This window comes from Shewanella psychrophila, assembly GCF_002005305.1.
Classification (GTDB): domain Bacteria; phylum Pseudomonadota; class Gammaproteobacteria; order Enterobacterales; family Shewanellaceae; genus Shewanella; species Shewanella psychrophila.
Genome location: NZ_CP014782.1, coordinates 3,719,396 through 3,732,563, shown reverse-complemented (window position 1 = coordinate 3,732,563; position 13,168 = coordinate 3,719,396). Strand labels below are relative to the sequence as shown.

At 42.0% G+C, this 13,168-nt stretch carries 15 protein-coding genes; 7 read left to right on the top strand and 8 right to left on the bottom strand.

Features of this window, described 5'->3' with window-relative positions; all coding sequences use genetic code 11:
* The first annotated feature begins 161 nt into the window (after positions 1 to 161).
* Entirely contained in the window at positions 162 to 689 is a 528-nt protein-coding gene (locus sps_RS16010; protein ID WP_077753440.1) for a DEAD/DEAH box helicase family protein, read from the top strand.
* Positions 690 to 1,115: 426 nt separating this feature from the next.
* On the opposite strand, the gene sps_RS16005 is transcribed toward sps_RS16010, so the two are convergent.
* The 4 genes from sps_RS16005 to sps_RS15990 all read right to left on the bottom strand — a co-directional run bounded on the left by sps_RS16005 (position 1,116) and on the right by sps_RS15990 (position 5,704).
* Positions 1,116 to 1,682, bottom strand: a complete 567-nt coding sequence (locus sps_RS16005) for a lipid-binding SYLF domain-containing protein (protein ID WP_077753439.1) — start codon at positions 1,680 to 1,682, stop codon at positions 1,116 to 1,118.
* A gap of 165 nt (positions 1,683 to 1,847) precedes the next feature.
* On the bottom strand, positions 1,848 to 3,911 hold the full coding sequence (locus tag sps_RS16000; RefSeq protein WP_077753438.1) for a S9 family peptidase: 2,064 nt from the start codon (positions 3,909 to 3,911) through the stop codon (positions 1,848 to 1,850).
* A gap of 111 nt (positions 3,912 to 4,022) precedes the next feature.
* Complete coding sequence (locus tag sps_RS15995; protein ID WP_077753437.1) at positions 4,023 to 4,937, bottom strand: hypothetical protein; 915 nt, start codon at positions 4,935 to 4,937, stop codon at positions 4,023 to 4,025.
* A 371-nt stretch (positions 4,938 to 5,308) separates the two neighbouring features.
* Positions 5,309 to 5,704: a nitrous oxide-stimulated promoter family protein gene (locus tag sps_RS15990; protein ID WP_077753436.1), complete on the bottom strand. Its 396-nt coding sequence runs from the start codon at positions 5,702 to 5,704 to the stop codon at positions 5,309 to 5,311.
* A 340-nt stretch (positions 5,705 to 6,044) separates the two neighbouring features.
* Between sps_RS15990 and sps_RS15985 the strand changes: the two genes are divergently transcribed.
* The 6 genes from sps_RS15985 (at position 6,045) to sps_RS15960 (ending at position 10,463) form a co-directional block, all read left to right on the top strand.
* On the top strand, positions 6,045 to 6,926 hold the full coding sequence (locus tag sps_RS15985; protein ID WP_077753435.1) for a hypothetical protein: 882 nt from the start codon (positions 6,045 to 6,047) through the stop codon (positions 6,924 to 6,926).
* A gap of 101 nt (positions 6,927 to 7,027) precedes the next feature.
* On the top strand, positions 7,028 to 7,327 hold the full coding sequence (locus sps_RS15980) for a hypothetical protein (RefSeq protein WP_077753434.1): 300 nt from the start codon (positions 7,028 to 7,030) through the stop codon (positions 7,325 to 7,327).
* Between the two features lie 130 nt (positions 7,328 to 7,457).
* Positions 7,458 to 7,751 carry a DUF3630 family protein gene (locus tag sps_RS15975; RefSeq protein ID WP_077753433.1) on the top strand — a complete coding sequence of 98 codons (294 nt, stop codon included), beginning with the start codon at positions 7,458 to 7,460 and terminating at the stop codon, positions 7,749 to 7,751.
* Positions 7,748 to 8,752, top strand: coding sequence for a serine/threonine protein kinase (locus sps_RS15970; RefSeq protein WP_077753432.1), 1,005 nt, complete (start codon positions 7,748 to 7,750; stop codon positions 8,750 to 8,752). Before sps_RS15975 ends, sps_RS15970 begins: the two co-directional genes overlap by 4 nt.
* A gap of 135 nt (positions 8,753 to 8,887) precedes the next feature.
* Positions 8,888 to 9,499, top strand: coding sequence for a thiol:disulfide interchange protein DsbA/DsbL (locus sps_RS15965; protein WP_077753431.1), 612 nt, complete (start codon positions 8,888 to 8,890; stop codon positions 9,497 to 9,499).
* Between the two features lie 751 nt (positions 9,500 to 10,250).
* Positions 10,251 to 10,463, top strand: a complete 213-nt coding sequence (locus sps_RS15960) for a DUF1107 domain-containing protein (protein WP_077753430.1) — start codon at positions 10,251 to 10,253, stop codon at positions 10,461 to 10,463.
* A gap of 48 nt (positions 10,464 to 10,511) precedes the next feature.
* Here sps_RS15960 and sps_RS15955 read toward each other — a convergent pair whose 3' ends face one another.
* The 4 genes from sps_RS15955 to sps_RS15940 all read right to left on the bottom strand — a co-directional run bounded on the left by sps_RS15955 (position 10,512) and on the right by sps_RS15940 (position 12,960).
* Positions 10,512 to 10,715: a cell division protein ZapB gene (locus tag sps_RS15955; protein WP_077753429.1), complete on the bottom strand. Its 204-nt coding sequence runs from the start codon at positions 10,713 to 10,715 to the stop codon at positions 10,512 to 10,514.
* A gap of 276 nt (positions 10,716 to 10,991) precedes the next feature.
* Entirely contained in the window at positions 10,992 to 11,252 is a 261-nt protein-coding gene (locus sps_RS15950) for a Rho-binding antiterminator (protein WP_077753428.1), read from the bottom strand.
* A gap of 186 nt (positions 11,253 to 11,438) precedes the next feature.
* Positions 11,439 to 12,014, bottom strand: coding sequence for an outer membrane beta-barrel protein (locus sps_RS15945; RefSeq protein WP_077753427.1), 576 nt, complete (start codon positions 12,012 to 12,014; stop codon positions 11,439 to 11,441).
* Between the two features lie 355 nt (positions 12,015 to 12,369).
* On the bottom strand, positions 12,370 to 12,960 hold the full coding sequence (locus tag sps_RS15940) for an outer membrane beta-barrel protein (protein WP_077753426.1): 591 nt from the start codon (positions 12,958 to 12,960) through the stop codon (positions 12,370 to 12,372).
* Between the last annotated feature and the right edge of the window lie 208 nt (positions 12,961 to 13,168).

The window sequence follows — 13,168 nt, the reverse complement described above, 5'->3', positions numbered from 1 at the left end:
AAAATTAACCTTGATAGAGTGCTTATTAATCAACAGCTTTGCTAAGATAGAGTTTAAATAGTAAATTTAATAATTGTGCATGCACGTTTTTACAAATATAAGCGCATGTGCACTATATAAATGTTATGCGTTTGGGTGGTTGAAAATAAGGATTGTAGTAAATGAAATTAATTTGGCTTCATGGTGCGCCAGCGGCAGGGAAACTGACGGTCGCCAAATACCTAAATGAATATTTTGAATATAAGTTGTTCCATAATCACCTTGCTGTAGATCTAAGCCTGTCTATTTACAATGAATTCGGTGAGAAAGACTTCTTCAATTTTACAAATGAAATTCGTAGAACTGTGCTGGTAAAAGCTAAAGAAATTGGTGTTACACACCTAGCTATGACGTACATGACTTGCTATGAAAGTGATGCTGCTGAAATTAATAAATATCTAAAATTTTTCGAACAAAATGGTATTGATATTTACCCAATCCACTTAAGCCCTAGCCATGAGGCTTTGCTACAGCGCTCTATATCAGAAGAGCGGCTGTTATCACATAAATTGTCTTGTCCAGAAAAGATGTTCAGTTTACTGAACGAAATGAAGTTTATTGGGATAAAGCACTCAAATGCTATTTCGCTGGATAATACCAATATGTCCCCAGCAGAAGTTGCTCGTAAGATAGTCGCTCACGTTGGGTAAATCGCATAACTAAGCACTCAAACTGACCTCCAACACATGGTACTTTTGTTTCGCAAAATTATAGCTATATGTTTTTGACAGCTTAGTGGAGTGTATCTAATTGCCATATTTTTCCTAATAAAGGCATCAATGGCTAAAGCCACACTTCTAGCGCGTTTATGCTTAGAAGTGAGCCACGAACCGAAAAATCCAATCGAAGAGATAAACACTCAGGTGTAAACGCGGCTGTGACCTTCCGTGACAGGGGTGTCACGGCAGAGCCAACAGGGACTGTGCTTGCGGCGTGTCACTAAGCCTGCTGCAAGCAATAAACACCGATGACGCTATGGTATTTAGCAAACTAATCCAATAACAACAAAGCCTAATGAACCTAATCTAAAAGATATTTGAAACTTGTTATCCGACAAGGCCCTAGGTTTTTCTTGTTTACTTATCTTCGAAGGTAAATGATTGCCCTGCAAGTGCTGCTTCAAACATCAAGCCGCCCTTAGCCAGAGTATAAACAGCCATACCATTAATGTATGAGGCCTTAGCTGCTGACTTTCCTGCACTACTTGAGTTTCCGGTTGTGCCGGCCTGAGCGTTAGCGCCTATGGTGATGGCTACAGCCGATGCCTGAGCACCAAATTCGAAGCTACCGCTGGTAAACTCATTGTAGGCTTTAGCATCTTTGAAGAAGATGATCTCACTATAGGCTTGACCACCAATCTGGAACCCTAGGGATATCTGAGTCAGGCTAGTATCACCTGCGTAGCCATTGCCTTTAAATACACGGCCTTTACCATACGCAGCACCGATGCCGAAGCCGCCTTTCCCAACTGTTGGGAAGATGGCATATCCATAGGCGTTATCGAAAAACTTATGAGTATCATTAGCCTGTTTGAAGTTGGCGACCGTCTCTGCATAGCTTTCATCGGCTAGGGCGACTGGAGACATGATAAGGCTAGCGATAAGCGCGCATGAAGTTGCAATGATAGAAATGAATTTTTTCACTTTTGACTCCTTTTCAAAAAATATGCTAATACCATACCCAGCTATTGTGATAAATAGAATGGCATAAAGGATAAAAGCGCCATTAAAGGGCGCTTTTATCCTTGCTTGTCAGCTTATGTTCAGGCTAAAAACTCACATTTTATCGCTAGCTTTAGCCTTGAAGTTTTAGTCGATAGCCTGGTTTAGAACATAGTGTTCGAACCACTTCTGATCCCATTCCATCTTGGCTTTCCTATGCTGATACTTGCTCAACCCATGGCCTTCACCCGGATAGACTATGAGTTCTACAGGTACATTCAGGTAGTGCTTGAGGGCACGATAGAGTCCTTGAGCATGACCAGCAGGTACGCGTTGATCATTTTCTCCTATGTGGATCAGCGTCGGCGTCTTTATCTTATCCGCATAAGTCAGTGAAGAGCCATGAGTGTAAGCATCTGGCTTTTCCCAAGGCAGGCCTTCCATAAAGTTGACCACATGACCCGGGGTATCTTCCAGCATCCATTGCAAACGTTGGTCGAAAACACCTGCGCCTGAGCTAGCCGCCTTGAAGCGGGTATTAGTGCTGATGATGGCGTTGGTAAGGTAGCCACCGTTACTCCAGCCCATCACGGCCATCTTATCGCCATCGACAATGCCATCGGTAATCAGCTGGTCGACACCGGCCATGATATCTTTGACTTCGATATCATGCTCCTTGCCAACTAAATCTGTCAGGAACTTATCACCGTAGCCGGTAGAACCACGGTAGTTTGGTGACAGTAGTGCCCAGCCTTTCGCGGTAAATGTTGAGCGCCCATAAGATCTGTGTTGCAGTGCATAGGGTGTGGCTGATGTCGGCCCGCCGTGGATCTGCACGATTAACGGTAGAGGGCCGTCTTTTTTCTTGTATCCGGCGGGGAGATCTAATATCCCTTCGACGTTCGTGCCGTCTGGTGCTTGCCATTTTACTATCTGGATCTGTGGCAATATCCAGCTATCGACCTGAGGGTTGATATTTGTCATGCGCTTATATTTAGACCGCTTGCTATCGGCATCGGCAATAAACAGATCATAGAAGTGATCCAGTCCATTGTGGCTGAAAGCGAGCTTCTTGCCGTTATGGCTGAAACTATAACTTCCAATGACCAGATCTCCTTTAATCACTGTACGTGTATCGCCCTGTTCCCCATCTTCTACCTCGCTACAGAACAGCTTTACACGGGCATGATCGGCGCCGCGATAACAGATCTCGTCACTATTGGGACGCCATTGAATATTGGCTGAACTTAAGGTCACATCATCGGGGCGAGTGATCTCAAGTAATGAGTCTTTCTCCGTATTGCTGACGAAGAGTTTGCCGGGATGACCATCGAAGTCGATTCTAAATGCGAGTTGTTGATTGTCACTATGCCAATCTAAGCCGAGTAGCCAGCCGTAGGCAGATGGGGCTTGTTTACGCCAGGCTGTGTCTTCTAACACCTTACTGGTCTTGCTCTTGGTGTCATATATCTCTATATCAGACCAACCTTCAAGGTTAACCAGCTCGTTATCTGATGTGGTAATACGCGCTATCTTACTGCCGTCGCTATTGATGCTGAATTGCCATACTACCTTGTCATCGTCTAACAAGAGTTGCTGTTTGAAATGCTGCAAGTCGAGCTTATAAAGCGGGTTGGTCTTACGCTCACCATGGGCATATTCTGGTTTATCATGGCTAGCGCGCATGCCTGCCCATAGATCTTTATCTTTAATGGTTTTGCTCGTCAGAAAGTAGAGGCTATTGCCATCACTGCTCACGGAGAAGGCGCTGACTCCTTCGACCTCCTTGGTCATAGGTACTGCTTCACCACCATTGTGACTTATTCTGAAAACTTGCTTCTTGCCGTTGAAGGGAGCTTTCTTATCTTCATGGGAAATCTTGCCTAAATAATAGATGTAAGCACCATCAGGACTCCATTGCGGGCTAGACTCGCTCTCATTAGTAAAGGTGAGCCGTGTTGTCTGACGGGTCTTGGTATTGACTGCCCAAAGATCTTTTTGAGATTTATCTAACTCTTTGTCCCAGCGAGACTCAAGCCAGAGGGCACGTTTGCCGTCAGGGCTGAGCTGTACACTGCTCATGCCGCCGATATCGAAGAAATCATCTGTGGTGATCTGATGGTTACGGTCAGATGCCATAGAATATGATGTGGTTAATAGGAGGCCCGCAGTAATCACTGCAAGCTTAAAAGTCGGATATGCCTTTCCCATCTTGATCCCTTATATAGCTGCTTTTAATTATTTTTTATGGCAGTCACAATAGCGTAAAACATCGTGGGCTTAAATGAAGAGAGTTAAAAAGTGTTGATATTTTTATTCAACTTAGTTGGCTTGGTTACTGCCTTTGTCCATTTGTGACTCTTCTTTTAACAACTGTTGTAGGTAGTTGAGCTCCTCTGAATTGAGTAGCTGAGTACTGGCCTTGTTTTTTGCAGCGCTTGAGTTTGTCGTTAAGGTGAGGCGTCCTCTTAGATAGGCGGCTCTGGTGATCTGTTGTAATCCATAGAGAGCCAGTACATATATGGTCAGTAACAGAGTTAATCGAGTAAAAGCTTGGGTGAACTCGGAGATCTGGTCTCCCAGGTAGAAGGGTAATATGACCAAGACTGTACGTATAAGCCAATTTGCCATCATGGCAAAGGTGAGTACCAGTAACCAACGAAACTTAATGTCCCTTAAACTCTCTTGATGTGCTTTATGTGTCCTGCCGCGGTACTTCTTGAGCATGCGGATGATCAGAATGAAATAGATACAGGTTTGTATGCTGAGCAAGCCAGGCAATAATGCGCCTAACGTATTTACCTGATGAATTTTTGATGCATTACTAAGCTCAACAAAGCTGACATCTGGGGCGAAATTCTTGTTCAATAGAGATGTTATGACGACCACTAGGGCAACGAAAAGCGCAAGATAAAAATGTCTGGAGAAACGGATGGATCGTTTAATATTATGCAAGCTTCTATAGCAATAGAGGTACAGCAGAGGCATCAGGAGAAAGTAAACCGGGATAATGAGCGTAAAAACGAGATGGATCGGTACCGGAGAGTTATCTCGATTTAGCATTCCGGTGAAGAAATACAGTGCCATTAAGCTGAATATGCTACCTAGAAGCTTGTGGTTACCATTGCCCTCCCGATATATATAACGGATATAGAGACCCAGAAGGATACAGTGAAGACCACCTAGCAGTGATAACCACCAATAACTCTGTGAGAAAAAGCTGCTAAATTCATTCATAACAATTCATTGTCATCTCTATAGGAGGCAAGAGCAAGATAAACAGGGTAAATAATCATCAAGCTATAGAGTTTGAAACATAGATGCCACAAGATTATAAGTATATATAAACTTTGATTAATGATGCATAACATTGGCTAATAGTGACGATTAAGTAATTTTATCGATTAGGGCTTACTTTCTGGTACTGACTGAAGATTTAAAGGCGACATAATCAATTTGAGAGTTGAATATTAAATCTATTGTTCTGCGTTATGTGGGGCTAGCCGAGCTAGATTCTTGGGGAGAGGTGACGAATTAAGAATTGATATCTATCTTTATCGAGTTTAGTTAACTCGAGTCCTTAGTCATTGGTAAGTGGTTTCTCCCAACTATTGAGCGTCCCTTTGCTTTCTAAGATGGCGGTTTGATTGATTGGCTGGTGGCTTGCCAGTAACTGGAGTTCTACCCGACAGTAAGTGGCGTATGGCCATAATTGGATGGGGGAGTAACATCTTTGGGCCCGAAAACACCATTATTTCTCTCGCTTTCTCCTTCATATGGGGCTTGTAGCAATGAACCGGACACTTATTACAGGTTGGCTTATCTTGTCCGTATGGACAACGGTCAAGCTTAGTGCGGGCGTAGGTGAGAAACTTCTGACACTCTTGGCACTCTGAAACGGGCATGGCATTATGCTTATGGGCTTTACAATATATTTCTACCATGGCGGCGATGGTCTGATATTCGCGAAGTAATTTGCCGCTTAGCAGCGCTGAATTTGCCATATTCAATCCCCTAACAGTACCTTAGTCGTTTGCTCGTTTATTATATCGCTTGATTCGTGTGAGTCTCAAAGTGAGTCATCTAAACTATGAAGGGGCGCACAAAATTCTGTGTTATTACCTTGCCACTTTAATTATTTTTCATCTGAGTCGGGGTGTAAATAAAGATAAATTACTGCCAGAATAGTGGCTAGGGACTGCAAATTAAGAAAAATATCTAAAAAGAGATATAAATACTTGATTTATAGCAAGAGAATGAATTAATAATATCGGTTACTATCTGTACATGGATAGGGAATATGAAGCCTGACAAAAGGCTGAAGTCAATCACTGGTGGACGACAATGAAATATATAGCGATTATTTTGCTAGTTGCTTTAGGCATTTATCTGTACAAACGTGCTAAGAGACTGGCAGAAGATGAACAAGATCAAAGCAGCATGCCTGTTGAGAAAGAGATCTTCGATGAACCTAAGGCTGATGAGACCCAGGGGGCCGATGTTGACTCGGCTCAAGAAGCTTATATTTCAGATGCCATAGCGCCTGAAATTACTGTTGACTCTAAGGTTGAAGACCTCGTTGCTGAAGAGAAAGTGGCTGAGCAAACAGTTGAGAAAGCCGAGTCTGAAGTCATTGAAATGGCTAAGCCAGTAGATGAAGGGTTAACTTTCGAGACCAAAGATACTCCTGCGGCCGAAGAGAAGTTTACAGAAGAGCTAAAAGAAGAATTAACCGAGTCTGAGCTAGCAGGTTCACAATCAGAGGTTAAACTTACTGCAGAGCCAGAGCCAGAGCCAGAGCCAGAGCCAGAGCCAGAGCCAGAAGTTGCTACGGTTGCGGTTACCGATGAGTCTTGGGCAAATGCGAAGTTGACTCAGGCGTTATCTGAATACCGTGGTGCATCGGATAATACGATAAAGCATGCCGGGTTACTCGGAGCTATTGCCGAGTGTTATAAGCAGCGTAAACAAGACCAATATAGAGAGTATGGCGCTGCTTTATCGCCATACTATTTGTCACTGTTTTCTGTGATTGATTCTCCATCATCACATAAAGGTATAGGTTTTATGCACTTATCTACTCTACTTAATGATTGCGGTGAGTTTGATAGTGCTATAGCGGTTTGTCGTAAAGCAGCAGAGTACGGATTGAGCGATGGCACTGTAACTGGCTTCGAAGGGCGTATAACACGCATTGAGAAGGCTAAAGCCAAATCATTGAAATAACTCATTTACCCAAACGGGTATAACAAGTGTAAAATAGGCGAACTGAGTTTCGCCTTTTTTATTGGCTCTTTTTAACCTTTAAGGGCATTTATGGAGTTGTTATGGGATTTCGTAAGCTAGTTTTGTTGGGTCTCTTGTTCTCATCTTTGACCGCTTGTACACAAAGCCCTGAGTGGACCTTATTCTATTATGCCGACACAACTGAGATCCCTCAGGGCGCAGCGCAGAGTGAAAACATCTCAGGCTATTACGCCGAAGTAGAGCAGTGCCTGATGAAGGGCGCAGGCATGGTTAAGGTTAGTGGTTCAGGAAAGGGTCGCTATCAATGTGGTCTACAATGCGTCACAACCAAAGGTAAAGCATTAAGTTGCAAGGAATTTATAGATAAGGTGGCATTCTAATCAAGTTATTGTTTAACAGTGTTGGGAACAGTTAACTGGCTTCTATTTTGAGGCTGAAACCTTATATTTTTCCAATCTTTTGAGTCTATTTATTGAGTAGCTATCATAGGTTTTTATAGAGACAATATTAATGAAGTTAGAATCATTACAACTAGATCCAGTGGCTAAAAGCTTGTCTATACAAGCCAAAATCGATTTTGAACAGTTTCATCTATTTGCTGAGCCGCTAGCGGCGGCCATGGATGCCAGGGTTATAGAGCGTCATGATGGAGCCGATAGACATCAATGGTTACTCACATTTGAAGGTACCCATATACAACTTAATTACGAGTTTTATGCTGATATCTGCTGGCTCGGTGTTGAGCGTGAAGATGAGGTAGAGGTACTCGAGTATTTAGCGAGCTTGTTGAGGAGGCTATTATGAGTTTAGCTCAAACAGGTTCAGGCTTTCATTATCAGGCATTAACCCCAGATTTGATCTTAGATGCAATCGAAAGCTTAGATATTTTTCCAGAAACAGGATTGTTAGCACTCAATAGCTATGAGAATCGCGTTTATCAGTTCCGTTGTGATAACGGCGTACGCTATGTGGTGAAATTCTATCGTCCAGAGCGTTGGAGTAATGCTCAGATCCAGGAAGAGCACGACTTTTCTCAGGCGTTATTCGATGAAGAGATACCCATTGCTACACCGATTATCATCGATGGTCGCTCATTACATGAGTATCGAGGTTTTAGGTTTGCCTTGTTTCCTTCCATTGGCGGTCGTGCATTTGAGGTGGATAACTTAGAGCAGTTAGAGGCTACGGGTCGCTTCATTGGGCGCATCCATCAATACTCGAAGCAAGGGCAGTTTGCCCATAGGGATCTCGTAAACCCACAAGTGCTAGGGGATGAGTCTCTGCTTTGGTTGAAGGAATCGGGACATGTACCATCATCCTTAGTGTTACCCTATTTCACTATTGTCGAACAGGTGTTAGATAAATCCAAGGAGATATGGAGTCAGCAGAATCCCAAGCATATACGTTTGCATGGGGATCTTCATCCGGGCAATATCTTGTGGACTCCAGATGGCCCAGGATTTGTCGACTTGGATGATGCACGTACGGGACCTGCCATTCAAGATCTTTGGATGATGATCACTGGTGATGCTTCTCAGAAGCAACTTCAGTTAGAGATCTTGCTGGAAGCATACGAAGAGTTCTGTGAGTTTGATGCTAAAGAGCTAAAGTTGATTGAACCTTTGAGAGCCATGCGCATGTTGCACTACAATGCTTGGCTTAGTCGTCGTTGGGAAGACCCAGCATTTCCGATGAATTTTCCCTGGTATGCAGAGGAGAGATATTGGGAGCAGCAAATCCTTTCGTTTAAGGAGCAATTGGCAATCCTGGATGAGCCAGCACTGAGTTTGCTCCCAGGGTATTGAGGCTAGTTAGTTGTTTGAACTCTCATTTTGTAACAGAAAAATGAACTAATGTCCTTGAGATACACTCGAAAGAACATTATGTTATTCTCCAAATTATTAAGATCACGCTGCGTAACACGCAAAAAAGGAATCATCATGAAAAAAGCATTATTGATTGCCATAGCTTTATTAATGGCACCTATGGCTGCCATGGCTGTAGATTATAAAGAAGGTGTTCACTACACAGTGATCAACCAGGGACCTGCGACGGCTAAACCAGAAATTACCGAGTTTTTCTCATTCTATTGTGGCCACTGCTATAACTTCTCTAAAACCGAAGTGCCTAAAATTAAGGCTAACCTTCCCGAAGGTGTAGTATTTAAGCAGAATCATGTGGACTTCATAGGTAGAGAGATGGGTGTCGAGATGTCCCGTGCCTTTGCTGTTGCTCATCAGCTAAAAGTGGAAGATAAGATAGAGAAGGCAATTTTCGCTGCTATACATGAGAAGAAGGAACACTTCACTAGCCGTGATGATGTGCGTAAGCTATTTATCGCTAATGGCGTAGAAGGTAAAGATTTCGATGCCGCAGCAGATTCATTTATGGTCAGCGCTCAGATGTCACAGATGAAGCGAGCCACGGAAAATGCTAAAATCTCTGGCGTACCATCCCTAGTGGTTAACGGTAAATACCGTGTCGAAACCGGCGCTATCAAGTCTTATGATGAGCTGCTCGATATCGCCTACTACCTGACTTCAATGAAATAAGCGTATTTCAGCAGTTATGAGTTTTTCCTAAAGGAGCCTAACGGCTCCTTTTTTGTGTCTGGAACACTTATGCCGGTCGACCATGGATGGTAAACAACTGGCTTTGTGTCAGGCTGCTTGTAATAAAGAGTTATGTCGCTTGCTCACGGGCCGTAGATGCTCCCGGCATCATTGTGGCATTCCCACTTCAGACCCATATGGATATGGGAAATGTCAGGAACATTTAAGTCCGTGTGGGTCAGGCTATTAATCGACGTTGTGTCAGGATTCCTCGTTATAAAGAGTCGTAATAAAGAGTTAGTCGTTTGTGCCTATGCTTGGCTTGAGGGGAGCTCTAAGGAAGGATAAATGCCAATTAGCGTATGTAATATTTATAGCTTCGAATGTTTTAAATCTTTCAGCAAAAGTATCCCAGCAGCCTTATACTTCCTTTTTAAGGCATAAAAAAAACCGTATTTCCTGGTCGCAAGAAATACGGTCATCGAGCCATAGGGCTCAGTTTTACCCTGAGTAACCATTCTAATCTAGCAGGGTGTCAATTTATTGGCAAGCGACAATTAAAAATATTTACTGGCTATAGCTATGATAGACAAGAAAAAGTTTTACCGTTATGGATACTGTTTCAATTCTTTACAAAAAAAACATTTATTAATGAAACTCTCATGGTAAAACATCTGTCCAACTCAGAGTCGAATCCAAACAAATTAAAAAGCGGTTGGTAGTTAGTGAATAGTTATAACAAGGAGGCCATGTGAGAGTTTTTCCTGTGTATGCACCAAAGCTTATCGTGAAACATGCGCGTATTTTTTTATCTGGAGTGATCTGGGTAAAAGATCTAGGTCGTTTAGAGTTTGAGAAAGGGAGGTTTTTATTACCAAGGAAGAGCTTACCGCAAGTAAAACAAGCAATTATAGAGCTTAATGAATTGATTGAGGCTCAAACTAGCGAAGCGAAGATGGCTTAAATCTTCGCTTATGCTATAAAACCAGTGCAGAGGAGCTGATTCTCTGTACTAGCTCACCTCTTCATTGAGTAAACCAACGAGTCCAGTGACTTTTTCGTTCCAAGAATTAAGATCTTGGCTCAGCTGCTGATTTTGTTCAATAAGGCTAACGCCTCTCTGCTTCTCTTCTTCAAGCTCCATTTTCAATAGCTCGATAGTTTCAAGTGCTGCTTGGATTTTTGTCTCCAGCTTGGACAGTAGTTCAAGGCTCATGGGAGTCCTAATAGTTTCTGGATGGTGCGATTATTCTATCAGTGCAGGTACTGTAGTGAATAGTTAATTATGCTGAATGATGGAAAAAGTCGCTGAAAATTGAAAGAAAATGGCTTTTTATTGTACTTGTTGCTTAAGCGTTAGTGAAATAGCTATATTTTAACTAGATAGAGCTAGATTTTTTGCGGGTAATAGACTCTATCAAAGTGCTTTTGTTAGCTTCTATGCTGTTATTAGTCGAGTTTCTATAAGTCGAGATTAACGCTTGAGCTATATCTATTTCACTATGATTCTACCGAAGCTGGCATTTTGAGTCAGTGGCGTGAAAGCGATGATTTGATCGAGTCTTATCGAGATTGTTTCCAGTTCTTGTTGCAGTATTAGGTATTCACTCTTGTCTTGTCGCGTTTCTATATTTAGCGGCGTTCCCGTCACAGACTTTTGGTCTTTTAGTTCTAGGGAAAGCGGATAAGATCTTATGCAAGCGAGCTCCAAGTGATCATGAATGCCGCAATCTAATATCTTGTATGTGCTCATGGGGATCTCTCCGTAATATCAATCAGAATAGCAAGGAACTTGATAGCTTAGATCTAAATTAGGATGACGGATAGTGTTTGTCTTCTCAAGAGGAAATTAATGAGTTATTTGAATAGAGGTTGGTGCAGATGTTCCGGCATAAAAGCAAAAAAGCCCCAAATGGGGCTTTTTTGCTTAACTAGTCGCTTAGAAACGGTAGTCAACACCTAAGTAAACTTGCTGAGTATCGTTGAGTGAGAACTGAGTTGAGCCAGCATCATCAGAAGACTTTAAATCATAGTCTTGCTTTAGGTAACGGTAACCGATTTCAGTGCTTAGTTTATCGCTGATCTTGTACATCAGACCTGTTTGACCACCCCATACAAAAGTGTTTTCTGAACTTAGCTCTTTAGCATCTGGACTAGTGTGAGTCATACCTGCAGTAGCACCAACAAACCAGTTAAGTTTGTTACCAGCGTCTAGGCCGATTAGGTAATCATATGACGCCAGAAAGCTCTGCTGTTTTGCAAAGTCATCTGAGTTGTATGAGTAAGTACCGTAAACACGGTTGTTGTCATTAAGATAAGTACCGGCACGCAGCTGGTAGCTCATATCTTTCTCTTTAAACTTCTCTGACGTAGTCTTACCTGATTCAGTTTCTTTTGACTTATAGGTGTCCTGCTGATAACCAACTGCGCCACCGACGAACCAGTCTGCAGCCATAGTTGGGGCTGAAATTGCTGTAGCGATTACTGCTGCTAATACTAAAGATTTGGTTTTCATTGTGTTCTCACTCTCTGATTTATTGTGACTGAAACGCTTATGGTTGAAAGCTAAGCTGTTATTTCAGTCTCTTGGTTTTCGTTGAGGGCATACTAGTCTGATGTGTCTGAACGATAACTGAATGGAATATCTATATTTAGATTCATGAAGTAATGGAATAATCAATCATCCTTTAGTCGTACGACTCTATATTGCTGATTACCTTGGTATTTGTTTAAGTGTCGTTATGCATTTTTGTTTTGAATATTTTTCTTTTTATTAAGAACTTTAATTAAACTTTATATCACATTGATTTTTTGGATTATTGATAAACGAAAAAAGCCCCATAAGGGGCTTTAACAATGTGCTTTCAGAGTTAGAAACGGTAGTCGACGGCAAGATAGACTTGCTGGCTATTGTCTAAGTTATATGTTGGTTCGTTTTTGTTTGTAGACAAATTTTGTTCTTGCTTAAGGTAACGGTAGCCGATCTCAGTGCTTATGTTATTGGTGATCTTATACATAAGACCTGTTTGACCGCCCCATGTGAAGTGATTCTTAGCGTTCAGCTCATCTGTTTTTGGACTAAAGTGGTTAACACCTGCTGTTGCACCAACAAACCAGTTTAGGCTTTTGCTAGCATTTAAGCCTATTAAATAATCATAAGAAACTAAGAAACTTTGCTGTCTTGAGCTGTAGTCAGAATAGTAAGAATAGGTACCATAGACTCGATTGTTATCGTTGAGATATGCACCACCGCGTAGCTGGTATAATCTATCTTTGTCATAACTATATTGCGTAGTGCTACTGGCTGGCTTTTCCGGCTTAGTCGATTCTACTTGAACGTTTTTTGTAGACTTATCTTCCTGTACGCCATACGCGCCACCGACAAACCATTCGGTTGCTATCGTTGGGGCTGACATAATTGTTGCGATTGCTGCTGCTAATACTAAAGATTGGGTTTTCATAAATTACTCTCACTCAGACATTAATATGTTTCGATTTTCGACGGGCGCATACTAGTTTGGTTAGTCTGAACATTAACTGAATGGAATAAGAGGGTTGAGTTAATAATGAACAAGTATAAGGGCTTGTTCCTTAATTATATTTTTGTATGGATTTGATTTTAGAATATTTAATCTAAAATGTGTTGTTTATAATAATTTTCATGTTTTA

What these genes read in the sequence shown, in the direction of transcription:
- sps_RS16010 (WP_077753440.1), top strand. Translation starts at nt 162, where the DNA reads ATGAAATTAATTTGGCTTCATGGTGCGCCAGCGGCAGGGAAACTGACG.
- sps_RS16000 (WP_077753438.1), bottom strand. Translation starts at nt 3,911, where the DNA reads ATGGGAAAGGCATATCCGACTTTTAAGCTTGCAGTGATTACTGCGGGC.
- sps_RS15995 (WP_077753437.1), bottom strand. Translation starts at nt 4,937, where the DNA reads ATGAATGAATTTAGCAGCTTTTTCTCACAGAGTTATTGGTGGTTATCA.
- sps_RS15990 (WP_077753436.1), bottom strand. Translation starts at nt 5,704, where the DNA reads ATGGCAAATTCAGCGCTGCTAAGCGGCAAATTACTTCGCGAATATCAG.
- sps_RS15985 (WP_077753435.1), top strand. Translation starts at nt 6,045, where the DNA reads ATGAAATATATAGCGATTATTTTGCTAGTTGCTTTAGGCATTTATCTG.
- sps_RS15980 (WP_077753434.1), top strand. Translation starts at nt 7,028, where the DNA reads ATGGGATTTCGTAAGCTAGTTTTGTTGGGTCTCTTGTTCTCATCTTTG.
- sps_RS15975 (WP_077753433.1), top strand. Translation starts at nt 7,458, where the DNA reads ATGAAGTTAGAATCATTACAACTAGATCCAGTGGCTAAAAGCTTGTCT.
- sps_RS15970 (WP_077753432.1), top strand. Translation starts at nt 7,748, where the DNA reads ATGAGTTTAGCTCAAACAGGTTCAGGCTTTCATTATCAGGCATTAACC.
- sps_RS15965 (WP_077753431.1), top strand. Translation starts at nt 8,888, where the DNA reads ATGAAAAAAGCATTATTGATTGCCATAGCTTTATTAATGGCACCTATG.
- sps_RS15955 (WP_077753429.1), bottom strand. Translation starts at nt 10,715, where the DNA reads ATGAGCCTTGAACTACTGTCCAAGCTGGAGACAAAAATCCAAGCAGCA.
- sps_RS15950 (WP_077753428.1), bottom strand. Translation starts at nt 11,252, where the DNA reads ATGAGCACATACAAGATATTAGATTGCGGCATTCATGATCACTTGGAG.
- sps_RS15945 (WP_077753427.1), bottom strand. Translation starts at nt 12,014, where the DNA reads ATGAAAACCAAATCTTTAGTATTAGCAGCAGTAATCGCTACAGCAATT.
- sps_RS15940 (WP_077753426.1), bottom strand. Translation starts at nt 12,960, where the DNA reads ATGAAAACCCAATCTTTAGTATTAGCAGCAGCAATCGCAACAATTATG.